Source organism: Bordetella parapertussis (assembly GCF_020735925.1).
Taxonomy (GTDB): domain Bacteria; phylum Pseudomonadota; class Gammaproteobacteria; order Burkholderiales; family Burkholderiaceae_B; genus Bordetella; species Bordetella pertussis.
This window is the reverse complement of record NZ_CP085971.1, coordinates 3630822-3655263: the sequence shown is the minus strand read 5'-3', so window position 1 is coordinate 3655263 and position 24442 is coordinate 3630822. Positions and strand designations below refer to the sequence as shown.

The window sequence follows — 24442 nt, the reverse complement described above, 5'->3', positions numbered from 1 at the left end:
CGGTCGGCGTGGCGCCGGCCGGGTGATGGGCTCGTCTAGTCGACCTTGATGTCCGCCGCGTCGGCGATCTTCTTCCACATGGCTTTCTCCGATTCCATGAAGGCCTGGAATTGCTCGCCGACCAGCGGCTCGGGAAGAATGCTGAGCCCGAACCCCGAAAACTGCTCCCTGACCTCCGGCAGGCTGGCGATCGAGGCGAGTTCGCGTTCCAGCCGCGCCATCACTTCCGGCGGGGTCTTGGCTGGCGCCACGATGCCGATCCACGAGTTGAGCGCCACTTGCGGATAGCCGGACTCGACGAAGGTCGGCACCGAGGCCAGGTCGGGCCAGCGCTGCGCGTTGGTCACGCCCAGTATCCTGACCGACCCTGCCTCGACGACCGGGGCCATGTTCTTGAGCGTGTCCACGCTGAACAGCACCCGTCCGGCGACCAGGTCGGGCAGCATGGCGGTGCCGCCCTTGTAGGCGACGTGTGTCATGCGGATGCCGGTCGACTGTGCGATCAGCTCGGCCATCAGGTGCCCGCCCGAACCCACGCCGCCGGAGCCGAACGTCACTTTGTCCGGGTTCTCTTTGGCCCAGGCGACGAATTCCTCGATGCTCCTGGGCGGCGCTACCGCGCTGGCGACGAAAACGTTGCGCGCGACGCCCAGGTGCGCGATGCCCTTGAGCTCCTGCAGGGGATCGAACGGCATGTTCCGGTGGATGCTGGGGTTGGCCACATGCGAGACGCTGACGCCCAGCAGGGTATGGCCGTCCGGCGCCGACTGGGCGACGAACTTCGTCGCGATCAGGCCATTGGCGCCCGGCTTGTTCTCCACGATGACGCTGGCGTTGTTGCCGAACCGCTGCTCCAGCTGCTTGGCGACGACGCGCATGGCGGCGTCCAACGGTCCTCCGGGCGGCGTCTGCACCACGATGTTGACCGGCCGGGAGGGGTAGGTGGCTTGCGCGCAAACCGGTGCCGCGAATGCGCACAGCATCGCCCCGACGGCCGAGGCAAGATACGGCCGTGTTCTCTTGTGAATCGCCATGTTGCTGCTCCCCCTTGATTGCCTGAGGCTGTTGTCGATTGTTCTGTCGGCGGCATGGCGCGGATCGGGAACGTTCCGCGCGGCATGCCGCGTCCTGGTGCAACAGCTGGCAATGCTATGTAGGGTGCGGCGGTCTCCACAAATACTTTATTTGTCTCGGCCAATACGGTCGGCGTATCGGGGGCGCGCAGCCCGCGCGGCAAGGGGCTGCGCGGTGCCGGCCTAGGCGAGGAAGGCTTCGATCGCGCCGTTGAAGGCGCGCGGATTGCCCAGGTTCATGCCGTGCGACGAGCCGGCGATGGCCGTGCGCTCGGCGTGGGGCCAGGTGCCTTCGAGCAGGTCCAGCACCTCGGGGTAGGGGGCGGGGCTGAGCGCGCCGCCGATCAGCAGCGTCGGCAGCGCCAGCGTGCGCAGGGTTTGCGGCGTCAGCGCGCCTGGCTGTTCGCGCGCCTGGCCCAGCAGGGTATTGGCGTTGTCGCGCACCATGTCCTTGAACCAGGGCACCATGCGGCGCCAGGTGTCCGGTCCGGTCACCGTATCGATGAACAGCGCCAGGCCCGCGTCGGTGTCGCCGTCGCGGATCAGCGCCAGCGCGCGTTGGCGGAATCCGCCGCGCGAGTCGTCGCCGCCGGGCAGCGGCAGGCCCGGATCGGCCAGCACCAGCGAGCGGGCCAGGTCGGGGCGGCGCAGCGCCGTCTCCAGCGCGACGCGGCCGCCGCGCGAATGGCCCACCAGGTGCGCGGGCTCGCCGCACACGTTTTCGATGAATTCGACGATGTCCTGCGCGTGGCGGACGACCGAGAAATCGTCGCCGGCGCCATCCCAGGTTTCGGGCCAGTAGTGGCGCAGCGACGGCGCCAGCACGCGAAAAGATCGGCCCAGCGGTCCGAGCTGCGGCTTCCAGTAGCGGCAATCGCACAGCGAGCCATGGATCAGCACCATGGGCGCGCCCTGGCCGGCCTCGGCGTAGGCGATGGGGTAGCCGTCGATGGCGGCGGTCTGCAGGGAAAGTTGAGGTTCTGAGCGCATGGCAGGTCTGGCGCGCCGCGACGGCCCGCAGGGCGTGATTCTAGCCCGGACGGCGCGGGCGGGCTGATACACTCGTGGCCGATCGCCTTGCCGATGACTTCCCGAAGGATCCGCTACCCATGGCCGAAGACCAACCGAATTCCCTGCCCGAGTCGGCGCTGCGCGTGGCGCGGCTGCTGCGCGAGATAGGCCATGACAGGCCGGTGATCATGCTGCCCGAGACCGGCAAGACCTCGGCCGAGGCGGCCGCGGGGCTGGGCTGCGAAGTGGCGCAGATCGCCAAGTCCATCATCTTCCGGCGCGCGGCCGACGACGCTCCGGTGCTGGTCATCGCCAGCGGCGTCAACCGGGTCGACGAGGCCAAGGTCGCCGCGCGGGTGGGCGGGCTGGCCAAGGCCGACGCCAAGTTCGTGCGCGCCATGACGGGTTACGCCATCGGCGGCGTCTGCCCCATCGGCCATGCCGTGCGGCCGGTGATGCTGCTCGACGAAGACCTGTTCCGGTACGACAGCCTGTGGGCGGCGGCCGGCCATCCGCACGCGGTGTTCAACCTGACGCCGCGCCAATTGGCGGACATGACCGGCGCGCCGGTCGCCGATGTGGCGCAACGCGCCGCATAACGGCGCCTTGCATCAACCGAAGCGGGCGGGCGAATAGGGCGCGGCGTCGACCACGGTCGGCGCGCCGTCCACCAGTTCGGCCAGCAGCCGGCCGCTGACCGGCCCCAGCGTAAAGCCCTGGTGCCCGTGGCCGAGGTTGAACCACAGGCCGGGGTGGCGCGGCGCCGCGCCGATCACCGGCAGCATGTCCACCGTGCAGGGGCGGCTGCCCATCCAGAAGTCCGGCTCGGCCGGTTCTCCCAGCGCGTACAGGTCGCGCGCGGCCGTTTCGGCGCGCGCCAGCTGCACGGGCGTGGGCGGCGCGTCCTGGCGCGCCAGCTCGGCGCCGGTGGCCAGGCGCAGGCCGCGCTGCATGGGGCTGAGCACGAAGCCGCAATCGGCATCCTGCACCGGCATGCTGGGTATGGCGGCGCATTGGTAGTGGCGGTGGTAGCCGCGCTTGACGAACAGGGGCAGCCGGTAGCCGAAACGCCGCAGCAGGCCATCCGACCAGGGGCCGAGCGCCACCACGGCGTGGCCGGCTTCGCGCCGGGCCGGCCCGGCCGGCTCGTCGACCTGTACGGACCAGCCGGCGCCGGTGCGCTGCAGCGTGCCGGCATCGCCGCACAGCACCGTCCCGCCTTCGGCCTGGAAGCGCTCGGCATAGGCGGCCACCAGCGCGCCGGGGTCGGCCACGCTCCAGGGCTCCTGCCAATGGATGGCGCCGGCGCTCACGCCGGGCCGCAAGGCCGGTTCGGCCTGCTCGAGGTCGGACGCCGATTCGATCTTCAGCGCCACGCCGCATTCGTCGGCCAGGCGCCGCGCCTCGCGGGTAGCCGCGCCGAAGCCGGTCGCGCCGCGAAACAGCGAACGAAAGCCGGTGCGCCGGATCAGGTCGCCGCAGCCCGACGCATCGATCAGCGCCTGGTGCTCGTCCGTGCAATGGGCGATGATCTGGCCGTACGCCAGGGCGATGGGCCGGTAGCGGCGCGGCGCGCTGGCGGCGTAGTAGGCCGCCAGGCGCGGCAGCAGCGCGGGCAGGGCGCCCCAGTGGTAGCGGATGTCGAAGCCGCGGCGCAGCGCCACGCGCAGCAAGGTGGCCAGGCCGCGCGGGAAGGCATAGGGTTCGACCGCCTCGCGCTGGATGATGCCGGCATTGCCGTACGAGGTCTCCAGCCCCGGTTCGCGCCGGTCCACCAGCGTGACGCGGTGGCCGCGGCGCTGCAGGTGCAGGGCCGCGCACACGCCCACCATGCCCGCGCCCAGCACGATGATTTCCTTGCTCATCGATCCCATCTCCATGATGCGCGCCGCGCGCCAGCCGGGCGCGAGGCGTTCTGTATACTCGGGCCTGCCTGACGCCCGCCATTTCCATTCCGCTCAGGGTTCAGCATGGACAAATCCACCCAGGCGGCATCCCGCCTGCTTGCCTTTCGCTTCCTGTCGACCAGTCAACTGCTGTACCGCAGCCTCGAGCTCATGATGGGGCGCGAGCTCGGCCTGTCGGTGCGGCAATGGCGCGTCATGTTCTTCCTGGCCAACGACGGCGTCGGTTCGGTGCAGGAGATCGCCGATTTCTGCCGCTACGACAAAAGCCAGGTCAGCCGGGCCTTGCAGGAACTCACCGACAAAGCCTACGTGAACCGCGTGCCCGGCGTCCATGACCGCCGCAAGGTGCTGGCCTCGCTGACGCCTGCCGGCATCGAAGTGTACCGGCAGGGTCTGCGCATCAGTCTGGCGCGCGACGAGCGCATGAAGCGCGCCCTGTCCGCCGACGAACTGGCCGCCTTCAATGCCACGCTCGACAAGCTGGCCGAGCAGGCGCAGGCCATCATGGACGAACTCTGAGGCGCCGCGTTCAGAGCGCGCTGGCCTGTCCATCCTTGCGGTGGTCCGACGCGCCGAGGTAGCCGCCCTCGATGCGCATGATGGCTTGCGAGCCGCCAAACTCATCCGAGAAGCGCGGCGCCACGGTCACCGCGTGGCCGCGCTCGCGCAGGCCCGCCACGGCGGCGTCGGGGAAGTTCCATTCCACCATGACGGTGCGGTTGTCCTCCAGGATGCGCCAGCGCGGCGCGTCGACGATGGCCTGCGGGTTCTGTCCGGCGGCCGTGCGCACCGTCACCTGTACGTGGCCCTGCGCCTGCAGCGAGCCGCCCATCACGCCGAAGCTCATCAGCGGCTCGCCGTCGCGCATCAGGAAGCCCGGGATGATGGTGTGGAACGGCCGTTTGCCGGGTCCGACCATCGTTGGGATGGCCTTCGATCAGGTTGAAGCCCCAGCCGCGATTGTGCAGGGCGATGCCGGTGCCAGGCACCACCACGCCGGAGCCGAAGCCCTTGAAGTTGGACTGGATCAGCGACACCATCATGCCGTCGGCGTCGGCGGCCGTCAGGTACGTCGTGCCGCCGTTGTGGGGTTTGCCGGGGCCCGGGTAGCGCGCCTCGGCGGGGTCGATCGCGCCGGCGCGCGTGGCCAGGTAGGCGCGGTCGAGCAGCATCTCGGCCGAGACCTCGCGCATCGAGGCGGGGTCGGCCACATAGCGGTTGATGTCGGCGAAGGCCAGTTTCATGGCCTCGATCTGGTAGTGATAGAAGTCCGTGCTGTCGGGCTGGCCCAGCTTGCCCGACAGGCCGTCGAGCATGCCCAGCGCCATCAGCGCGCCGATGCCCTGGCCGCTGGGGCCGATTTCGTGCAGCGTCAGTTCGCCGTACTGCGCGCCGATCGGGTCCACCCAATCCGCCTGGTGCGCGGCCAGGTCAGCCTCGGTCAGTGCCCCGCCGGTCTCGCGCGCGAACGCGGCGATGCGGGCGGCCAGCGCGCCGCGGTAGAACGATTCGCCGTGCGTGTCCGCGATATCCTGCAGCGTATCGGCTTGCCCAGGGCAGATGAACCGTTCGCCGGGCTGGGGCGTGCGGCCGTTGGGGGCGAAGGCATCGCGAAAGCCGGGGCCCTGCATGATCGGCTCGGCCTGGTCCGCCCACTGGCGCGCGGTGATGGGCGTGACCAGGAAGCCGTGGCGCGCGTAGTGCAGGGCCGGCTCGAACAGGCGGGCGAAATCCAGCTTGCCGAATTTGCGCGACAGCGCCACCCATCCCGACACGGCGCCCGGCACCGTCACGGCGTCCCAGCCGCGCGCGGGCATGGCGTCATGGCGCGAGAAGTATTCCCGCGTCCAGGCCTGCGGCGCCCGTCCCGAGGCATTCAGGCCATGCAGCTGGCGTCCGTCCCAGATGATGGCGAACAGATCGCCGCCGATGCCGTTCATGCACGGGCCCACCACCGTCATGGTGATGGCCGCCGCGATCGCCGCGTCGACGGCGTTGCCGCCAGCCGCCAGCATGCGCATGGCGGCCTGGTTGGCCAGCGGCTGCTCGGTGCAGACCATGTTCTCGCCCAGCGCGGGCATGCGCTGCGATACGTACGGGAAAGTCCAGTCCAGGGGGAGGGGGGCGGTCATGCGATTACTCCTTCTTGGCGCCGACGCGGCGCGCCATTCCGGGCCAGAACGCTAGGTCCTCGGCGGCGATGCGGGCGATATCCTTGGGCGGCTGGAACGCCGGCACCATGCCGGCGCGCGTCAACGTCTCGATGATCTTGGGGTCTGCCAGCGCGGTGCGCACCGCATCGGTCAGCACCGCGATCACCGCCGGCGGCGTGCCGGCCGGGGCGACGAACGCGAATGGGTTGTCGGCCTTCAGGTCGGCGATGCCCAGTTCCGCCATCGTGGGGGCATCGGGAAACTGCGGCACGCGGCCGCTGGCGCTGGTGCCCAGGGCCACCAGCTTGCCGGCCGCCACGTGGGTGCGTACCGATGCGACGCTGTCGAACATGAACGCGGTCTCGCCGCTCATCAGGCCGGGCAGGGCTTCGGCGCTGCCCTTGTACGGGACGTGCTCGGCCTGCGCCTTCGATCCGTCCAGGAACAGCGCCGACTCCAGGTGCGACAGCGAGCCCACGCCCTGCGAAGCGTAGTTGTAGCGGCCGGGCGCGGCCTTCAGCCGGGCGACGAGTTCGGCCACGGTGGCCGACTGATGGCTGGCCGGCGCCACCAGCATGTGCGGGGCGTTGACCACGCCGGCCACATACGAGAAGTCCTTCTCCAGGCTGGGGACGTTGTCGTACATGGTGGTGGCGATGGCCACGCCCGTGACCGGCAGCAGCGCCATGGTGTAGCCGTCGGGCTGGTCGCGCACGACGGCGCGCAGGCCCAGCAGCGTGGCCGCGCCGGGGCGGTTTTCCACGATGACCGGCTGGCCCAGCTTGGCGCCCATGCCTTCGGCGATGGCGCGCGCGCTGATGTCGCCCGCGCCGCCCGGCGGCGCCGGCACGACCAGCTTGATCGGACGGCTGGGAAAATCCGCGGCGCTGGCGGGCGCGGCGGCCAGCGCTGAGGCCGCGAAGACGGGCGCGATCAGGCGCGCCAGCGTAAAACAGCGGAAACCGGACATGAATGCATCTCCTGGGCGGATATGGGCGGGGGAAGTCAGCGGAAAACGCGCCGCGGCCGGGCTGGCGGCGGGCGAGGTGCTCATCCTATGAGCATATAGTTGCTATGTCAACGTTTTGTGCCGCCGTGTACGGCCGGCCATGCGTCACCGATGGCGCTGGGGTTGCTTCTACCTGACGGGGCCGGCCACGCCGTCCACCAGCACATGGGGGTGGCCGCGCGAGCAGCGTTCCACGCGCGCCTGGATGCCGTAGACACGCGCCAGCATCGGCGCGTCGATCACGGCGGCCGGCTCGCCGGCCGCCGCCAGCTCTCCGGCGCGGATCAGCAGCGCCTGGTCGGCATGGCGCAGGGCGATATTGATATCGTGCAGCGCCGCGATGGTGATCAAGCCATGGTCGCGGGTTTCCTGGCACAGCAGGTCCATCACATGGAACTGGTAGTTCGGGTCCAGCGCCGATAGCGGCTCGTCGAGCAGCAGCACGCGCGGGCGCCGGATCAGCGCCTGCGCCAGGCCCACCAGCTGCTTCTGTCCGCCGGACAGTTCGTCGAGGAATTGCAGCGCCAGATGGCCGATGCCCAGCCGTTCGAGCAGGGCGGCGATGGCCGGCGGCCCGATTTGTCCGGCCGCCTCGCCACCATGCGCGCGCGCCGCGACCAGCACCGATTCGAACACGCGCAAGTGGACATCGGCCGGCAGGCCTTGCGGCAGATAGGCGACCTGCTGCGCCCGCTGCGCCAGGTCGGCCTGGTCCAGCCTCTGCCCGTCCAGGGCGATCGCGCCGCCGCGCGCGGGCAGCAGTCCCGCCACCGCCTTGAGCAGGGTGGATTTGCCGCTGCCGTTGGGGCCCAGCAGCGCGGTGAGCGTGCCATGCGGCAAGGGCCCCAGGCTCAGCCCGGCGATGACCGTGCGCGCGCCATAGGCCACGCCCAGGCCTTCGATGGCCAGTCCTGGCGCGTTCACAGGCTTTGCGGGCGGCGCAGCAGCACCGCCACGAAAAAGGGAATGCCCACCAGCGAGGTCACGATGCCCACCGGCACGATCACCCCCGGCACCAGGCTCTTGGACACCGAGGCGGCCAGCGACAGGATCAGCGCGCCGGTCAGCGCGCTGCCAGGCAGGTAGAAGCGGTGATCCTCGCCGAACAGGCGGCGGGCGATGTGGGGCGCCACCAGCCCGATGAAGCCGATCGTGCCGGCGAATGCCACCGCCAGCGCCGCCAGCAGGCTGATGCGGCACAGGGCGGCCAGGCGCAGCCGGCGCACGTCCACGCCGAAGCTGGCCGCGCGCGTTTCGCCCAGCCGCAGGGCGGTCAGCCGCCAGGCGTGGCGCAGCGCCAGCGGCAGGGCCAGCGCGCAGGCGAGCGCCAGGATGCCCACGCTGGCCCAATCGGCGCGCGCCATGCTGCCCATGGTCCAGAACACCAGATTCTGCAGCGCCTGGGCGCTGGCGGTGAACTGGATCAGCGAGATCAGCGCATTGAAGGTGAAGACCAGCGCGATGCCGAACAGCACGATGGCCGGCGCGCCGATCGCACGGTGCCGCGCCACCTGGTCCAGCAGCAGGCCGGCCAGCGCGGCGAACAGGAAAGCGTAAAGCGGCACCAGCCAGGGCGCGGCCACGCCGGGCACGCCGACGTGCAGCACGATGGCCAGCGAAGCGCCCAGCGCCGCCGCGGAGGAAACGCCAAGCGTGAACGGACTGGCCAGCGGATTGTTCAGGATGGTCTGCATCTCGGCCCCCGCCAGGCCCAGCGCCATGCCGACGATGGCGGCCATGGCGGCCTGCGGCAGGCGGATGTCCCAGACGATGACGCGGGCCGCCGTATCGGCGGCGCCGGGTTGCAGCAGGGTGCGCCAGAGGTCGGCCAGGGTCAGGCCGGCGGGACCCAGCGCGGCGTCGGCGGCCAGGGCCGCGCAGGCCGCCGCCGCCAGGGCGGCCATCAGCCACCGGCGGCGCCGCAGCAGGCGGCCGTAGGCCCGCACCGCGTCGGGAGCGGCCTCGGCCATTACTGCAGCAGTTGCAGGCGGCTCTTGGCCGTGTTGGCGGCCGGCGTGGTGGGATAGTCGCGCACGATGCGCTGCAGCGTGGCCTTGGCGCCGGCGCGGTTGTTCAGCTCGATCTGGCTGCCGGCGATCACCAGCAGGGCGTCGGGGGCGCGGGCGTTGGTCGGCGCGTTCTGCACCAGATTGTTGAGCTGCTCGATCGCGCCCTTGAAATCCTTCATGGCGTAGCGGCTGCTGCCCAGGTAGAACTGCGCCGTCGGCGCCAGCTGGCTGTTCGGGTACAGCGCGATGAAGGCGGCCAGCGATTCGGCGGCGTCCTTGTACTGGCCCTTGCGGAACAGATCGATCGCGCCGTCATAGGCGGCCTGTTCCTGCTGGTCGACCGCGGTCACGCCGGGCGGGTTGCCGGCGTGCTGGGGCTGGCCGCCCTGGGCATTGGGCTGCTGGCGCGAAATCAGTTCCAACTGGTCGCGCAATTGGGCGATTTCCTGTTGCATGGCCTGCAACTGATCGGCCAATTGCAGCCGCGCGCGCTGGTTCTGCTCATTCTGCTGTTGCACCTGCTGGCGCAGATCCAGGATGGCGCGGCGCGCTTCATCGTCGGCAAAGGCATGGGCGGGGGCTGCCATGGCCGCAAGGGCCAGGCTGGCGGTAATGACCAGAGTACGCAGGGGCAGGGCTTGATCGCGCATGAAAATATCCAGGTCTGAAACGAAAACGTCGGGGCGGCCGGATGACCGTCCCGACGCGTGGTGGGGCTGCTTGGTGTCGCGAGGACTTAGCGCTGATAAACGATATCGGCGCGGCGGTTCTCGGCGAAATCAGCCTCGCTCGAACCCGTCGCCTTCGGCTTTTCCTTGCCGAAACTAATGGTTTCGATCTGGTTGTCCGACACACCCAGCAGGGTCATCATGCGACGGACAGCGTCGGCACGGCGTTGGCCCAGTGCGAGGTTGTACTCGGCGCCGCCGCGTTCGTCGGTATTGCCTTCGATCTTGATGCGCTGCTGGTTGTTCGAAGCCAGGTAGCGGGCGTGGGTTTCGACCAGGCCGCGATACTGTTCCGACACCGTATAGCTGTCGAAGTCAAAGTACACCGAGCGCTGTTGCGCCAGAATGCTTTGCGGGTTGAAGGGATCCAGGATCTGGCCGGAGGCCGAACCCTGGCCGGAGCCTCCAGCTTGACCTGCCTTGTCGTCGAGAGGGACGGAACTGCAGGCTGCCAGCGTGGCGGCCAGCGCAGCTATGGTTAGGCTTTTGGCAATGCGCGACTTCATGATAGTTCCTTTGCAAAGAGAGTCACACGTGTTAACGGGTAAAAGGGCCCCACGTTGGTTCACGTATTTCCCCGTTCAGGACGGACAAGGTCTGCCGCACGCGCCTATCGCTCGAGACACCGGCAAGCACGCTACGACCATTCTGGATTGCGGCGTAGAGCACTTGCATGCCGTTGGGCGCGAAACTGGGAGACTGATCGTCACGACCGTCAGTCAGCAGCGTTTCGGATCCTGAGGACAGGTTGAGCGAAGCGATACGAAACGCGCCGTCGCGTCTTGCAACGTACAGCAGCGTCGATCCATCGGGGGAAATTCGGGGTGAAATGTTGTAACCACCATTAAACGTCAGGCGGCGGGCATCTCCACCATCCAGGCCGGTCTGGTAGATTTGCGGCCCACCACTGCGGTCACTGGTAAAGATAATGGAACGGCCGTCGGGCGTAAAGTTCGGCTCGGTGTCGATGCCCGGAGAGCGCGTAATACGGCGCATATTCGAGCCGCCACCGGCGCTAACGATGTAAATTTGCGACAAACCATCGCGGGTCAGCGCCACCGCCAGCTGGCTGCCATCGGGCGACCACGCGGGCGCGCTGTTGTTGCCCTTGAAGTTGGCCACCGGAATGCGCGCGCTGGTCGCCAGCGTGTGCACGTAGACCACCGGCTTGCCCGACTCGAAACTCACGTAGGCCAGCCGCGAGCCATCGGGCGACCAGCTGGGCGAAATGATGGGCTCGCGCGAGCGCAGGGCGACCTGCGGATTCTGGCCGTCGGCGTCGGCGACCTGCAGCTCGTAGGTGCTGCCGCGCTTGAGCACGTAGGCGATGCGGGTCGAGAACACGCCGCGCACGCCGGTGATCTTCTCGTAGATGCGGTCGGCGATCTGGTGCGCCACGCGGCGCAGCTCCTGCTCCGTCCCCGAGAACGCCACGCCGTCGAGCTGGCCTTTCTTGACCGTGTCGGCCAGGCGGTAGCGCACGTCGTAGCGGCCGTCGGGGCCGCGGGTGATGCTGCCGTAGGCCAGGAAGTCGGCGCCCTTGGCGCGCCAGTCGTCGTGGGCGACCTGCGAGTCCACATTCAGGCCGGAGTCGGCCGCGTTGATCAGGCGGAACTGGCCGGTGCGGGTCAGGTCGGCGCGGATCACTTCGGCAAGCGCGCGCCCGTGCGTGTCGTCGACCGCGAAGTCGGCGATCGCCACCGGGTACTGCGTGGCGCCGGTGCCGGAAATGTCCACGCGCAACTGCGCCTGGGCGGGTTGCCAGGCCAGCATCGCTGCCAGCAGCAGAATGAGCGCAGCGCCGTAGGTGCGCAGGAACCCCGTCAGGTCTGCGCGGCGGAAGGCGGGTGTCATAGCGGGCAATCTCCTGTCAATCGTACATGCGGTACACAACATCGATAATGGGCTCGTAGCGGCCGGTCGATGGTTTGGGGAAAGGGTTGCAGCGGCGGATGCCGGTTTCGACCGCCCGGTCGAAACCCGGGTTGCCCGAAGAACTGGTCAGCGTGACACCATTGACCTTCCCATCAGAACCCAACTGTACCCGGTATTGTGCCGTGGGATTGGCCGAGCCGGCGCGCGGCGGCGGCGGATAGGCCACGCCTGGCTGCACGCAGGCGCGCACCTTGGCGCCATAGCCGCTGTCGCGTCCGCCGCCGGCCTGGTTGCGGTCGGCCGTGCCGCCCGGGATGCCGGCCGCGCCCAGGGCGTCGTTGCGGAAGGCATCGCGCAGGGCCTTGTCGGCGGCGGCCTTCTTGGCGGCCTCTTCCTTGGCTTTCTTCTCGGCGGCCGCCTTCTCGGCAGCGGCTTTCTCGGCAGCCGCCTTCTTGGCCGCTTCTTCCTTGGCCTTTTTCTCGGCCTCGGCTTTCTTCTCGGCTTCGGCCTTCTTGGCGGCCTCTTCCTTGGCCTTCTTTTCGGCGGCCTGCTTCTCGGCCGCGGCCTTTTCGGCGGCGGCCTTCTCCGCCGCGGCTTTCTCGGCCGCGCGGCGCTCCTGTTCGAGGCGCTGCTTTTCCTTCAGCTCGGCCTGGCGGCGCTCTTCTTCCAGGCGCGCCTTTTCCTTGGCGGCCTCGGCGGCCTGGCGGGCCTTTTCTTCCTGCTCGCGCTTCTTGCGCGCTTCTTCCAGCGCGATCTCCGGGTCCGGCTGTTCCTTGGGCTGGACTTCCGGCTGCGGCGGAGGGGGCGGCGGCGGGGGCGGCGGCGGTTCGGGCTCCGGCTCGGGTTCGGGCTGCGGTTTCGGTTCTGGCTCCGGCTGCGGTTCCGGCTTGGGCTGCGGCTTGACTTCGTCGGGCGGCGGGTTGACTGGCGAGTCGCCGTCGGCCCACAGTTCGACCTGCACCGGCCCGGGGTTTTCCGAACGCCAGTTCACGCCGAAGATCAGCACCAGCAACAGCAGCAGGTGCACCAGTACCGCCAGGCCCAGGGCCTTGCGGTTGTCCTGGGTGGCGGGCGAGGGAGGCGCCGAACGGTCGCTTCGAATAAGGGGTGGGGTCATGTGTCTTGCTGTGCCGGCTTGTCCGCAAGCGGCGCGTTAGCGTTTCCGGGCAGGTTGCTGCGTCTCGGCGCCGGCGCCCTGATCGACCAGCAGGCCCAGGCGCGTGATGCCGCTGGAACGCAATTCGTCCATGACTTTCACTACCGACTCGTACGGCACCTTGCCGTCGGCGGCGATCACCACCGGCGTTTCGGCGGTAATGCGCGAACGGACCTGGTTGATCAGCTCGGTGCGCGCGATGTCCTGGGGCGTGGCGCCCGGCTCGCGCATGCGCAAGGCAATCTTGCCGTCTTCCGAAATCTGCACTTCCAGCGGCTTGGCCGGCACATCGGCGGCCTGCCCCACCGAGGGCAGCTCGATCAGCCCCGGCGTGATCAGGGGCGCGGTGACCATGAAGATCACCAGCAGCACCAGCATGACGTCGATATAGGGCACGACGTTGATGTCGGCCTTCATGCGGCGGCCGGCCCGGCCGTTGGAGCGTACCGAAGGCATTAGCGCACCTGCCGCTGCAGAATGTTCAGGAACTCGTCGACGAAGCTGTCGAACCGGATCGACAGGCGGTCGATGTCGTTGGTGAAGCGGTTATAGGCCACCACGGCGGGGATGGCCGCGAACAGGCCGATGGCCGTGGCGATCAGGGCCTCGGCGATGCCGGGCGCCACCGCGGCCAGCGTGGCCTGCTGCATGTTCGACAGGCCGATGAAGGCGTGCATGATGCCCCACACCGTGCCCAGCAGGCCGATGTACGGGCTGACCGAGCCCGCCGAGGCGAGGAAGTTCAGGTGCGATTCGAGAGAGTCCATTTCGCGCTGGTAGGCCGCGCGCATGGCCCGGCGCGGGCCATCGAGCACCGCGTTGACGTCGCCGGCGGCGCTGGTGCGGCGCGCCTTGAGGAATTCGGTCATGCCGGCGTCGAAAATGCGCGCCAGGGCGCCCTGCTCGTCGCGGCGGGTGGCCACCGCCTGTTGCAGCATGGCCAGGTCGCCGCCCGACCAGAAGTCGTCCTCGAAGCGGCGGGTCTGCTGGTGCGCCCGCTTGATTGCCAGGCGCTTGGCGAAAATATAGGTCCAGGACATGATCGAGATGCCCAGCAGCAGCAGCATGATCAACTGAACCGGCACGCTGGCGTGGGAGACCAGCGAAAGCAACGACATGTCGTTGGTGACTTGCATGTTTATTCCTGAATCTGGATGAATTTCAGTTTTGCGCGAATATCGTCCGGCAGTTCGGCCGGACGCATACGGATCGAATCGACGCAGCAGATTTGGATGTTGCCCTGGGCAAGCAGTTCCGCATTGCGCTCGGCGCGCTGCGCGAAGTGTATCGAAGCCCGGCCGATTCGTGTAATCCGGCTGCGTATGGTAATCAGGTCGTCCAGCCGGGCGGGCTTGCGGTAGGACATGTCCAGCGAGTGGACAACGAACAGGCGGTGCTCGCGCTCGGCGAGGTCCGACTGGTTCACGCCCAGGCCCCGCAGCCATTCGGTGCGGGCCCGCTCCAGGAACTTCAGGTAGTTGGCGTAGAAGACGACTCCGCCGGCGTCCGTGTCTTCATAGTAGACACGGATATCCAGCACGGATTCGGAGAACTTCGGGTCGGTCACGATCGATAGGAGCCCTGTGGCTGCCGGGGCGGGCTGGCGCCCGCCCTGGGGACTATAGCAAGTCGAGTTTGGCCAGCGTCTGCGCCAGGGCCTGGTCCACCGGGACCTTGGCCGCCTCGGCTTCGCGGCGGGCCTGCAATTCCACCACACCCTCGTTCAGGCCGCGTTCTCCAACTGTTACGCGCAGGGGCACGCCGATCAGCTCCCATTCGGCGAACATGACGCCCGGACGGCTGTCGCGGTCGTCGAGCATGACGTCCACGCCGCGCGCGCGCAGCGCCTCGTACAGCGCCAGCGCGGTGTCACGAACAGTTTCACTTTTGCCCCAGCCCACCGGGCAGATCACCACCTCGTAGGGGGCGATGGCGCGCGGCCAGATGATGCCGCGGGCGTCGTGGTTCTGCTCGATGGCCGCGCCCACGATGCGGGTGACGCCGATCCCGTAGCAGCCCATCTGCAGCACGGCCGGCTTGCCGTTGTCGTCCAGGAAAGTGGCCTTGAGCGCTTCCGAGTACTTGGTGCCCAGGAAGAACACATGGCCGACCTCGATGCCGCGCTGGATGGACAGGGCGCCCTTGCCGTCGGGCGAGGGGTCGCCCTCGACCACGTTGCGCAGGTCCGCGACCAGCTCGGGTTCGGGCAGGTCGCGGCCCCAGTTGGCGCCCTGGTAGTGGTAGTCCTCGCGGTTGGCGCCACAGACGAAATCGGCCATGTTGGCGACTGTGCGGTCGGCCACCACGTGCACCGGCCTGGCCGTCTTGATCGGGCCCAGGTAACCGGGCTTGCAGCCGAAATGGTCGACGATTTCCGTCTCGGTGGCGAAGCGGAAGCCGGCCAGCCCGGGCAGCTTGCCCGCCTTGATTTCGTTGAGTTCGTGATCGCCGCGCAGCAGCAACAGCCAGACCTGCGCCGGCCCCTCGGGCTGGTCGACGGCCAGCACGATGGATTTGATGGTGCGCGCCAGCGGCAGGCCCAGCAGCTTGGCCACGTCCTCGCACTTGGCCGCGCCGGGCGTGGGCACCGCCTCCAGGTCCTGGGCGGGAGCGGCGCGGGCGGCCAGCAGGGCGGGCGCTTCGGCCAGCTCGATATTGGCGGCGTAGTCCGACTCGGGGTTGTACACGATCAGGTCCTCGCCGGTGTCGGCGATGACCTGGAACTCATGGCTGCGCGATCCGCCGATCGAGCCGGTGTCGGCCGCCACGGCGCGGAACTCCAGGCTCAGGCGCTGGAAAATGCGCTGGTAGGCGGCGTACATGATGTCGTAGCTGCGCTGGGCGCCGGCCTCGTCGCGGTCGAACGAGTAGGCGTCCTTCATGGTGAACTCGCGCCCGCGCATCAACCCGAAGCGGGGGCGGCGTTCGTCGCGGAACTTGGTCTGGATATGGTAGAAGTTCAGCGGCAGCTGGCGGTAGCTCTGGATCTCGTTGCGCGCGATGTCCGTGATCACTTCTTCCGAGGTCGGCTGCAGGACGAAATCGCGCTGGTGGCGGTCCTTGATGCGCAGCAGCTCCGCGCCGTACTGTTCCCAGCGGCCGGACTCCATCCAGAGTTCGGCCGGCTGCACCACCGGCATCAGCAGCTCGATCGCGCCGGCTGCGTTCATTTCCTCGCGGACAATGCCCTCGATCTTGCGGATGACCTTCAGCCCCAGCGGCATGTAGGTGTAGATTCCGCCCGCCAGCTTGCGAATCATGCCGGCCCGCGTCATCAACTGGTGGCTGGCGATCTCGGCCTCGGCAGGGGCTTCTTTCAGAGTGTTCAGGTGGTACTTGGAGGCGCGCATAGTTAAAGGTGGCAGCAGATACGTATAATCGACCGTAATTGTATTGAATTCGGTGGGGGTGGCCCATGCTTGATCGCGAAGGCTACCGTCCCAATGTCGGCATCATTCTCGTAAACGGTAAAAACGAGGTCTTCTGGGGCAAGCGAATCCGGGAACATGCCTGGCAGTTCCCGCAAGGTGGCATCAAGTACGGCGAAAGCCCGGTGCAGGCCATGTATCGCGAACTCCATGAAGAGGTGGGCTTGAAGCCCGAGCATGTCCGCATTTTGGGGCGTACACGTGATTGGTTGCGTTATAACGTACCGGATCACTTCGTCCGGCGAGAGTGGCGTGGCCACTATAAAGGACAAAAGCAGATCTGGTTCCTGTTGCGCCTGGTAGGGCGCGACAGCGACGTATGCCTGCGCGCCACGCAGCACCCGGAATTCGACGCCTGGCGCTGGAGCCAGTATTGGGTGCCCCTGGACGCGGTCATCGAGTTCAAGCGCGACGTCTATACGCAGGCTCTGAACGAGCTGGCTGTCATTCTATTCCGCCGGCACCACGAAACGCGCTATCTGCGCCAGCGGGTGCATGGGCCGCGTTCGACCGACAACCCGTCCTCCGAGACGGATGGCCATGCGCATATTGCTGGTTGAAGACGAGCGCGACATGGCGGCCTGGCTGATGCGGGCGCTGGCGCAGAGCGGGTTCATGCCCGACCACGCGCCGGACGCCCGTACGGCCGAAGGCCTGATGGCAGGCAACGAATATGATGCGGTGGTCATGGACCTGCGCCTGCCCGACAAGCACGGGCTGGTGCTGCTGCGCGAAATGCGCAACCGGGACGATCGTACCCCGGTGCTGCTGCTGACCGCCCAGGGCGCGCTGCAGGACCGGGTGCGCGGGCTCAATCTCGGCGCCGACGATTTCCTGACCAAGCCGTTCGCGCTCGAAGAGCTGGAGGCCCGCCTGACCGCCCTGGTGCGGCGCAGCCGCGGCCGGCAGCCCCCCCGCCTGCAATGCGGCTCGCTGTCGTACGACGGCGAAAGCCGCGCCTTCACCCTGGACGGTGCGTTGCTGTTCCTGACGCCGCGCGAGCATGCCGCCCTGGCGGCGCTGCTGACCCGCAGCGGCTATCCGGTCGACAAGTCGCAGCTTTTCGGCAAAGTGTTCACGCACGAAAGCGAGGCCAATCCCGACGCCATCGAAGTGGTGCTGCACCGCCTGCGCAAGAAACTGACGGGCAGCGACGTGCGCATCGTCACGGTGCGCGGCCTGGGATACATGCTGGAAAGCACCGTCAGTGAATCCTCCGAAAGCTGAGCGTTCGCGCGCATCGTCGCGCACGCCGCTGGTGGGCATCCGGGCGCTGCTCATCTCGCTGTTGCTGCCGGGCGTGGTGGTATTGCTGGTCATCGACAGCTGGAACGACTACCGCACCCTGGCGGCCATCACCAACGAAGCCTATGACTCGGCGCTGCTGGAGCCGGCGCGCGTGCTGGAGAGCAGCCTGGAGTTCGCGGCCGACGGCACGCTGCAGGTGGCGACGCCGCTGTACGCCCAGGTCATGCTCGAGTCCAAGGCCGGGATGCGAAAGTATTACCGCATCGAGGAAATCGACCCCCCCTGGCCCGAAAACCTGCCCGGCATGCCGCGCGAGCCCGGCCGGGCGCTGTCGGGCATGCCGGAGATGCCGCGTCCTCCGTACTGGCCGCGCAGCAACGGGCAGCCGGTCTTCTTCGACGCGGTGTATCGCAACGATCCGGTGCGCGCCGTGGCCGTGGTGCGCGACCTCTACTACCGCAACCAGCATCGCCAGGTACTGGTCGTGGTGGCCGAAAGCATCGGCAAGCGCGTCGAGGCCGAGGCCAGCGCGCAGCGCCAGGAGGTCTTGCGCGATACCCGCATGCTGGCGCTGGTGGCCCTGCTGGTCTGGTGGGGGGTGAACTGGGCCCTGCGGCCGCTGGTGCGCCTGCGCAACGATATCCGCACCCGCCGGCCCGACGACCTGACGCCGCTGGACGCCACGCGGGTGCCCAGCGAGGTCGCGCCGCTGGTCGAGGCCGTCAATCACCACATTGCCCGTCATCGCCGCGTGCTGGACGAACAGTCGCAGTTCCTGGCCGACGCGTCGCACCAGTTGCGCACGCCCTTGGCCATCATGCTGACCCAGGCGCAATACGCCTTGCGCGAGCGCGATCCGGTGCGCGTCCAGGAGGGGTTGCGCGCCATCGTCGACCAGCTTGGCCGCACCCGCCGCCTGACCGAGCAGCTGCTGTCGCTGGCGCATGCCAGCCAGGCCGATGCGCCACCGCGCCAGGAGCTCGACCTCAACGACGTGGCGCGCGACGTGGTGCTGCAGTACCTGCCGCTGGCCCACGAGAAGCAGCAGGATCTGGGCTGGGTCGACGCCCGCGGCGACGAGGCCGAAGGCGCCAGCGACACCGCCGTGGTGCCGGTCTGGGGCAGCGAGGTCGAACTGCACGAGGCCCTGTCCAACCTGGTGCACAACGCCATCAACTATGCCCCGGCGGGGGCGCACATCACGGTATCGGTCGTGCGCTACCCCGGCCGCGCCGAGGTGCAGGTCGCCGACGATGGCCCCGGCATCGAGCCGCTATTGCGCGCTCGGGCGTTTGCCCGGTTCGACCGCATGGCGGGCGACCGCCATGCGTCGTCGTCGGGATCGGGGCTGGGGCTGTCGATCGCCCGTGCCTATGCGCGGCGCAACGATGGCGATATCGAATTGCGCGACGGCGAGCCCAACGCCCAGGGCGGGATCGGATTGTGCGCCGTGTTCTGGATTCCCCTGTACGACCAGAGCGCGCCGGCCGACGAGGCCGAGGCGTCCCGGCGCAGCGGCTGAGCGCCCCGCCCCGAACGCCTCGCCGTCATGCGCGCAGATTCAGCGCCGTGATCTTGATGTCGTGGCTGAGGTCCGCGCCCGTTCCCACCAAGGCCATTTGTGCCGCCAGGCCGGCCGCCGCCTGGGCGCCGTCGCCCGCAAACCCGTCCACCTTGCGGATCCGGTGTTCGACCCCGGCGCTGTTCAGTGCATCCAGTTTGTGGCTGGTCGCGTCGATGTGCGATTGCAGGCTGGCCGCCAGGCGGTTGAGCTGGCTTTCGTTGCCGCTGGTCTTGGCGTCATGGTCGAGCTGGCTGGCGCGTAAGGCGTCAAAGCGCGCCATGGCCGCCGAGGCCAGTTCGTAGGCGTAGGCGGTCGAAGCGTTGACGTCGACCTTGCTGTTCCAGCCGATATTGCCGCCCACGCCGAGCGTGGTGCCGACCTCGCCGCCCATTTCGAACTGGCCGGGGCTGGCCACCAGCTTGCCCTCGGCCGTGGCTCCCAGTCCGACATTGGCGCTGCCGGTGACCGAGGCGGTCAGCCCGTGCGCCTCGGCATACTTGCTGTGCAGCAGGTTGGCCGTCAACGTTCCTTCGGCCTTCAGGCCCACGAAGGCTTCGGCCTGGCTTTCCAGGCGCACGCCGAGGCCGTCGGTGCGCTTGTCGATCGCCGCCGTGCCCGAAACCTCGGCGCTGGCGCCGACTTCCGCGCGTCCTTCGGCATCCAGCTTGAGCAGGCTGCCCAGCGTCACCGATCCCTGGGCTTCCAGCCCCAGCTTGCTCGACAGTTCGGCGCTCACGTTCAGCGACAGCACGGCGTTGGAGCTGGCCTCGGTATCGCCGTCGGCCTCCTCGCGCCCGATGCTGGCCGACAGGGCGGAAGGCTCGAACGACCCGGACACCTCGGCGCGTGCCGTGGACTCGCCGTACAGCCGCAACGAGCCTTCCGCCTCGCCGGCGGCGCCGGCGCGCGAGCCGCTCACGCTCATCTCGATGTTGGCGAACGCCTCCAGCACGGCTTCGCCGCTGATGCCCTTGCCCCTGAGCAGTTCGCCCTTGCTGGCCGGCGCCTCGAAATCGGCGCTGGCTTTGGCGCCGCTTTCGACGGACAGGCGGCCGCCGCTATCGGCGGCAGGAGCGCGGCTCCATAGCGCGCTATCGTCGTCGGCCTGCTGCAGGGCGATCAATCCTTCGACCATGCCGGCCAGCAACTGGGTGCGCAGCAGTCCGACGTCGCCCTGGTGCGAGACGCCGTCGGCCAGGCTGGCCTGCAGCGCTTCCTGCGCCCGCTGCAAAGCCAGTAGCTGCGTCTGCGTCTTGAGGATGGCGACGCCGTTTTCCTCGGCCGTCAGGTTGGGGCGTATGGTGTCCAGGCCCGCGAAGCGCTCGCGCAGCATGGCGGTGTATTCCTGCCATTGCGGCATGCCCACGACGTCGCTCGCCGTGGGCGGCGTTCCGTGTTGCTTCGCCCATTGGGCCTCCAGGTGGCTGTACAGCGCGTCGGTGGATTGCTGCAGGCGGGCGGTGAATTCGTCGGGACGCCGCGTATGCAGGTCTTCGAGGTTCTGCATCCAGACCTTGACGTCGCCTTGCAGCGCCATCGACCCGGCGCGCAGCCCATCCAGCCATTTCACGTCCAGATTGGCATGGCTGGGCGCATGCTCCTGCAGCTGCTGCTTGTAGGCGTCGATGGCGGTGCGCAATTCGGCCACCATGCCGCCGCGCTTGGCGAACTCCTTGGGCTGGCTGGCCTCCCAGTGATTGAGCGCCACTTCCAGGTCGCGCAGCTGCTGCAGCGAGCGGTCGCCGCTGGCCTGGAACTGCCTGACATCGTGCTTGACTTCGCGCAGCGCCTCGCTGCTGTGGCGCAGGCGCGGGCTGGCCACGCTGCGCACGAACTCGTCGTTGTTCGGCTCGAGCAGGCGCATGGAGGGATGTGCGGCGGCCTGGCCGCTGGGCGGCGTCTCGGGCAGGGGGCGGTACGACAGGCCGACGACCGGATTGACGTTGTTGCTCAACATATGCGGGTCCTCCGTGGTTTGGGCGGCGATGGCCGGATGCGGCGCGGGCGACAGCCAGCCCGCCGGGTGCCATGTTGGTAACCGCGGCCTGTCCGGCGTTCTACGCGTCCCGCGCGGCGCGGAGAAGTCCGTGCCCGTTTGGCCGCTTTCCCCCAAGGCGGGCAGCGTTCGCCTGATTAAGGCCGGGCGCCGGGGAGGGCAACATATGTGGCCCCATCCGTGCACATGCCCAGGAGACGCCTATGTTCCCCTTGCTCATCCGTAATCTGCGCCACCTGCTGGGGCTGCCCGCTGGCGCCGACGAGCCGGTCACCTCCCTGGCCATCGATGAGCAATGGGCGGTCCATATCGGATGCGAGGACGACATGGTGACCGTGCTGCTGCCGCTCGGTCCGGCGCCCGATCCGCTACCGGGCGCGGCGCTGGTCAACAGCCTGGCGCAGTGGCCGCCCGTGCTGCTGGACCTGTCCGAGCAGGGCGAGGCCATCCTGTGGGCGCGCGAGCATGTCGGCCGCCTGACGGCCGAGCAATTGCACGCGTTGCTGGTGCGGGTCGCGGCGCGCGCCGCGGCCCTCATGGCCCCGGCCGCCGCGCCGCCGGCGCCGCAGGGCACGGCCGAGGTCGCCGGCCGCAAGGCCTGAGGCCGGCCCTACGGCCGGGCCGTGTCGCTCTGGCGCACCAGCGGGGGCACGCGCTTGGCAAGAAAGTCCAGGAAAGCGCGCACGGCGGGCATCATGCCGCGCCGCGACGGGTAGATGCAATGCACGATGCCTTCCGGCGAGCGCCAGTCCGGCAGTACCCGCACCAGCTCGCCGCGCCGCAGCTCCGCTTCGCTGGCCATCGACGGCAGCAGCGCGATGCCGCGCCCGCGCACCGCGGCCTGGGTCAGCACGATGAAGTCATTGCTGGCCAGCACCGGCTGCACGGCAACGTCGACCGACTCCCCGCGCTGGTTGGTCAGCGGCCAGCGCACTTCGTTCTGCGGGTCGTTGAAGCTGAGCGTGCGGTGCGAAGCCAGCTCCTGCGGCGTTTCGGGCGTGCCATGGCGTTGCAGGTAGGCGGGGCTTGCCACCAGGGTGCCGCTGGCTATGCCCAGATGCTTGACCACCAGCTCGGCATCGGTATCCAGCTTGGTGCGCACGCGCAAGGCCAGGTCCACGCCCTCCCGGATCACGTCCACCCGCCGGTTGGTGACCAGCAGCTGCACCGATACCGACGGCCAGGCGTCGAGGAATTCCGGCAGCAGCGGCGCCAGCATCTGCTGGGCAATCGACACCGGGCAACTGACCACCACCGGGCCCGCGGGCTCGGATTGCAGCTGCCGCATGGCGTCCTCGGCCGCACGCGCGGACGCCGTCATTTCCTGGCAGTAGTGCAGGTAGCGTTCGCCGGCCGTGGTCAGGCGCAGGCGGCGCGTCGTGCGTTGCAGCAGGCGCACCCCCAGGCGGTCCTCCAGTTGCGAGATGCGGCGCGACAGGCGGGATTTCGGGATATCGAGCACCCGCGATGCCGCACTGAAGCCGCCTTGCTCGACGACTTGGGCGAAGTAGTAGAGGTCGTTGAGGTCTTGCATGAAAATTGTTCTAAATTCAGAACGAACAGTTCATCTTAACCGGGTTTATGTAAACAATGATGCCTCTTAAAGTAACGCCATGGCTACACGGCACGACGCCGTACCACTGGAGGCCCACCTTATGAAAACCCTCGTCATCCTGTCCTCGATCCTTGGCGATCGTTCGAATTCCAAGCAACTGGCCGACCATCTGCTGGCCCGCCTGAAGCAGTCCGAACCCGGCGGCACGGTCAAGATCCGCGATCTGGCCGCCGATCCCGTGCCGTATTTCGACGGCGCGACGGTCGGGGCGCTGTTCACGCCCGCCGAGGCGCGCAACGCGGAGCAGCAGCGCATCGCCGCGCTCAGCGATGACCTGGTCGCCGAACTCTTCGATGCCGATCGCATCGTCTTCGCCGTGCCGGTCTACAACTTCAACCTGCCGGCCCAGTTCAAGAGCTATATCGACCATATCGCCCGCGCCGGCGTGACGTTCCGCTATACGGCCGAAGGCAAGCCCGAAGGCCTGGTGCAGGGCAAGCAGGTGCTGATGCTGATCGCTCGCGGCGGCAAGTCCGAGGGTACGCCCGACGACACGATGACGCCCTACCTGAAGCAGATGCTGGCCTTCCTGGGCATGACCGACGTGACGTTCATCGCGGCCGAAGGCATGGCGATGGGCGAGCTGGCCGCCCAGGAAGGGTTGGCCCTGGCCAGGCAGCGCATCGATGCGCTGTCGCTGGATGCGCGCCAGGGTCTGGCGGCGGCCTGATCGAACGGGCGCCGGCCGCCCGGGCTGCGAGCGGCCGGCGCCGCGGCCTCAGTCGCGCAGCCGCTTGATGAGGCTGGACGTATCCCAGCGGTTGCCGCCCATTTTCTGCACATCGCCGTAAAACTGGTCCACCAGGGCGGTCAGTGGCAGGCGTGCGCCATTGTTGCGCGCCTCGGCCAGCACCAGGCCGAGGTCCTTGCGCATCCAGTCGACCGCGAAACCGAAATCGAACTGGTCGTCCACCATCGTGGCGCCGCGGTTTTCCATCTGCCAGCTTTGCGCGGCGCCCTTGCTGATCACGTCCAGCACCAGCTTCATGTCCAACCCTGCGGTCTGGCCGAAAGCGATGGCTTCGGACAGGCCTTGCACCACGCCGGCGATGCAGACCTGGTTGACCATCTTGGCCAGTTGGCCGGCTCCCGGCGGGCCCACCAGCGTCACGGCGCGGCCGAAGGCGTGCGCCACGGGCTTGATGTCCTCGAACGTGGCGCTGTCGCCGCCGCACATGATGGTCAGCGCGCCATTGACGGCGCCGGCCTGGCCGCCGGAGACCGGCGCATCGATGAACTGCAGATTCAGTTCGCGCGCCGCCGCATGGAGTTCGCGCGCCACATCGGCCGAGGCGGTGGTGTGGTCGACGAAGACCGCGCCGGCCTGCATGCCGGCGAAGGCGCCGTCCGCGCCCAGCACCACGCTGCGCAGGTCGTCGTCGTTGCCGACACAGCAGAACACGATTTGCGCGCCTGCCGCGGCTTCGCGCGGCGTGGCGGCGGCCGCCTTGCCGCCGAATTCGGCGGCCCAGGCCTGCGCCTTGGCTGCCGTGCGGTTGTAGACCGTGACCTGATGGCCCGCGCGGGCCAGGTGACCGGCCATGGGCAGGCCCATGACGCCCAGGCCCAGGAAAGCGACGTTGCGCGGGGTGGTGGTGTCGTACGTCTTCGAGCCGATGGTGGCCATGCCGGATCTCCGTTAAAGGGCGCTGTTGGGATACAGGACAGTA

Annotated in this window: 24 protein-coding genes and 1 pseudogene; 7 read left to right on the top strand and 18 right to left on the bottom strand. The window is 68.5% G+C overall.

Annotated elements, in window-relative coordinates; genetic code table 11:
• Window positions 1-35 precede the first annotated feature (35 nt).
• Together LK409_RS17220 and LK409_RS17215 are read right to left on the bottom strand one after the other, a co-directional pair.
• On the bottom strand, window positions 36-1034 hold the full coding sequence (locus tag LK409_RS17220; RefSeq protein WP_010929251.1) for a Bug family tripartite tricarboxylate transporter substrate binding protein: 999 nt from the start codon (window positions 1032-1034) through the stop codon (window positions 36-38).
• A gap of 222 nt (window positions 1035-1256) precedes the next feature.
• Window positions 1257-2063, bottom strand: a complete 807-nt coding sequence (locus tag LK409_RS17215; RefSeq protein ID WP_010927079.1) for an alpha/beta fold hydrolase — start codon at window positions 2061-2063, stop codon at window positions 1257-1259.
• Between the two features lie 119 nt (window positions 2064-2182).
• Between LK409_RS17215 and LK409_RS17210 the strand changes: the two genes are divergently transcribed.
• Window positions 2183-2683, top strand: a complete 501-nt coding sequence (locus tag LK409_RS17210) for a YbaK/EbsC family protein (RefSeq protein ID WP_010929250.1) — start codon at window positions 2183-2185, stop codon at window positions 2681-2683.
• 12 nt (window positions 2684-2695) lie between these two features.
• Here the strand turns inward: LK409_RS17210 and LK409_RS17205 are convergent, their stop codons facing one another.
• Window positions 2696-3964: an NAD(P)/FAD-dependent oxidoreductase gene (locus tag LK409_RS17205; RefSeq protein ID WP_010929249.1), complete on the bottom strand. Its 1269-nt coding sequence runs from the start codon at window positions 3962-3964 to the stop codon at window positions 2696-2698.
• A gap of 90 nt (window positions 3965-4054) precedes the next feature.
• Here LK409_RS17205 and LK409_RS17200 point away from each other — a divergent pair, with 90 nt between their 5' ends.
• Window positions 4055-4510: a MarR family winged helix-turn-helix transcriptional regulator gene (locus LK409_RS17200; protein WP_003814663.1), complete on the top strand. Its 456-nt coding sequence runs from the start codon at window positions 4055-4057 to the stop codon at window positions 4508-4510.
• Between the two features lie 10 nt (window positions 4511-4520).
• Here LK409_RS17200 and LK409_RS17195 read toward each other — a convergent pair.
• The 12 genes and pseudogenes from LK409_RS17195 to LK409_RS17140 all read right to left on the bottom strand — a co-directional run bounded on the left by LK409_RS17195 (window position 4521) and on the right by LK409_RS17140 (window position 16271).
• Window positions 4521-6123: pseudogene (locus LK409_RS17195) on the bottom strand (gamma-glutamyltransferase family protein).
• A 4-nt stretch (window positions 6124-6127) separates the two neighbouring features.
• Entirely contained in the window at window positions 6128-7114 is a 987-nt protein-coding gene (locus LK409_RS17190; RefSeq protein WP_010929248.1) for a tripartite tricarboxylate transporter substrate binding protein, read from the bottom strand.
• A gap of 168 nt (window positions 7115-7282) precedes the next feature.
• Window positions 7283-8077, bottom strand: a complete 795-nt coding sequence (locus LK409_RS17185) for an ABC transporter ATP-binding protein (RefSeq protein ID WP_003814657.1) — start codon at window positions 8075-8077, stop codon at window positions 7283-7285.
• A complete protein-coding gene (locus LK409_RS17180) occupies window positions 8074-9123 on the bottom strand; it encodes a FecCD family ABC transporter permease (RefSeq protein ID WP_003814655.1) in 1050 nt (349 codons plus the stop codon). The genes LK409_RS17185 and LK409_RS17180 overlap by 4 nt, the downstream gene beginning before the upstream one ends.
• A complete protein-coding gene (ybgF, locus tag LK409_RS17175) occupies window positions 9123-9812 on the bottom strand; it encodes a tol-pal system protein YbgF (RefSeq protein ID WP_003814652.1) in 690 nt (229 codons plus the stop codon). The genes LK409_RS17180 and ybgF overlap by 1 nt, the downstream gene beginning before the upstream one ends.
• An 86-nt stretch (window positions 9813-9898) precedes the next feature.
• Complete coding sequence (gene pal, locus LK409_RS17170; protein WP_003814650.1) at window positions 9899-10396, bottom strand: peptidoglycan-associated lipoprotein Pal; 498 nt, start codon at window positions 10394-10396, stop codon at window positions 9899-9901.
• A gap of 31 nt (window positions 10397-10427) precedes the next feature.
• Window positions 10428-11744 carry a Tol-Pal system beta propeller repeat protein TolB gene (gene tolB, locus LK409_RS17165; RefSeq protein ID WP_041937293.1) on the bottom strand — a complete coding sequence of 439 codons (1317 nt, stop codon included), beginning with the start codon at window positions 11742-11744 and terminating at the stop codon, window positions 10428-10430.
• A 16-nt stretch (window positions 11745-11760) separates the two neighbouring features.
• Entirely contained in the window at window positions 11761-12882 is a 1122-nt protein-coding gene (gene tolA / locus LK409_RS17160) for a cell envelope integrity protein TolA (RefSeq protein WP_010929246.1), read from the bottom strand.
• Between the two features lie 36 nt (window positions 12883-12918).
• Window positions 12919-13377 (bottom strand): protein TolR, encoded by a 459-nt coding sequence (tolR, locus tag LK409_RS17155; protein ID WP_003820726.1) that lies wholly within the window; start codon window positions 13375-13377, stop codon window positions 12919-12921.
• Entirely contained in the window at window positions 13377-14057 is a 681-nt protein-coding gene (tolQ, locus tag LK409_RS17150) for a protein TolQ (RefSeq protein ID WP_003820727.1), read from the bottom strand. Before tolQ ends, tolR begins: the two co-directional genes overlap by 1 nt.
• Before the next feature lie 2 nt (window positions 14058-14059).
• Complete coding sequence (gene ybgC, locus LK409_RS17145; RefSeq protein ID WP_010929245.1) at window positions 14060-14488, bottom strand: tol-pal system-associated acyl-CoA thioesterase; 429 nt, start codon at window positions 14486-14488, stop codon at window positions 14060-14062.
• 52 nt (window positions 14489-14540) lie between these two features.
• The gene (locus LK409_RS17140) at window positions 14541-16271 is read right to left on the bottom strand and encodes a proline--tRNA ligase (protein WP_010929244.1); all 1731 of its coding nucleotides are present in this window, start codon (window positions 16269-16271) and stop codon (window positions 14541-14543) included.
• Between the two features lie 65 nt (window positions 16272-16336).
• On the opposite strand from LK409_RS17140, the gene LK409_RS17135 reads away from it, so the two are divergent.
• The 3 genes from LK409_RS17135 to LK409_RS17125 are packed head-to-tail and all read left to right on the top strand — an operon-like array spanning window position 16337 to window position 19119.
• The gene (locus LK409_RS17135) at window positions 16337-16909 is read left to right on the top strand and encodes an RNA pyrophosphohydrolase (RefSeq protein WP_003820729.1); all 573 of its coding nucleotides are present in this window, start codon (window positions 16337-16339) and stop codon (window positions 16907-16909) included.
• A complete protein-coding gene (locus LK409_RS17130; RefSeq protein ID WP_033450566.1) occupies window positions 16890-17576 on the top strand; it encodes a response regulator in 687 nt (228 codons plus the stop codon). The genes LK409_RS17135 and LK409_RS17130 overlap by 20 nt, the downstream gene beginning before the upstream one ends.
• A 31-nt stretch (window positions 17577-17607) precedes the next feature.
• Window positions 17608-19119 (top strand): sensor histidine kinase, encoded by a 1512-nt coding sequence (locus LK409_RS17125; RefSeq protein ID WP_010929243.1) that lies wholly within the window; start codon window positions 17608-17610, stop codon window positions 19117-19119.
• A gap of 25 nt (window positions 19120-19144) precedes the next feature.
• Here the strand turns inward: LK409_RS17125 and bopC are convergent, their stop codons facing one another.
• Window positions 19145-21118 (bottom strand): type III secretion system effector BopC, encoded by a 1974-nt coding sequence (bopC, locus tag LK409_RS17120; protein ID WP_010929242.1) that lies wholly within the window; start codon window positions 21116-21118, stop codon window positions 19145-19147.
• A gap of 242 nt (window positions 21119-21360) precedes the next feature.
• Here bopC and LK409_RS17115 point away from each other — a divergent pair, with 242 nt between their 5' ends.
• Window positions 21361-21759 (top strand): type III secretion system chaperone family protein, encoded by a 399-nt coding sequence (locus tag LK409_RS17115; protein WP_003820736.1) that lies wholly within the window; start codon window positions 21361-21363, stop codon window positions 21757-21759.
• Between the two features lie 8 nt (window positions 21760-21767).
• Here the strand turns inward: LK409_RS17115 and LK409_RS17110 are convergent, their stop codons facing one another.
• Window positions 21768-22691, bottom strand: coding sequence for a LysR family transcriptional regulator (locus LK409_RS17110; RefSeq protein ID WP_004567628.1), 924 nt, complete (start codon window positions 22689-22691; stop codon window positions 21768-21770).
• A 121-nt stretch (window positions 22692-22812) separates the two neighbouring features.
• Between LK409_RS17110 and LK409_RS17105 the strand changes: the two genes are divergently transcribed.
• Window positions 22813-23442 (top strand): FMN-dependent NADH-azoreductase, encoded by a 630-nt coding sequence (locus tag LK409_RS17105; protein WP_010929241.1) that lies wholly within the window; start codon window positions 22813-22815, stop codon window positions 23440-23442.
• A gap of 48 nt (window positions 23443-23490) precedes the next feature.
• Here the strand turns inward: LK409_RS17105 and LK409_RS17100 are convergent, their stop codons facing one another.
• Window positions 23491-24399 carry an NAD(P)-dependent oxidoreductase gene (locus LK409_RS17100; RefSeq protein ID WP_010929240.1) on the bottom strand — a complete coding sequence of 303 codons (909 nt, stop codon included), beginning with the start codon at window positions 24397-24399 and terminating at the stop codon, window positions 23491-23493.
• Window positions 24400-24442: the final 43 nt, after the last annotated feature.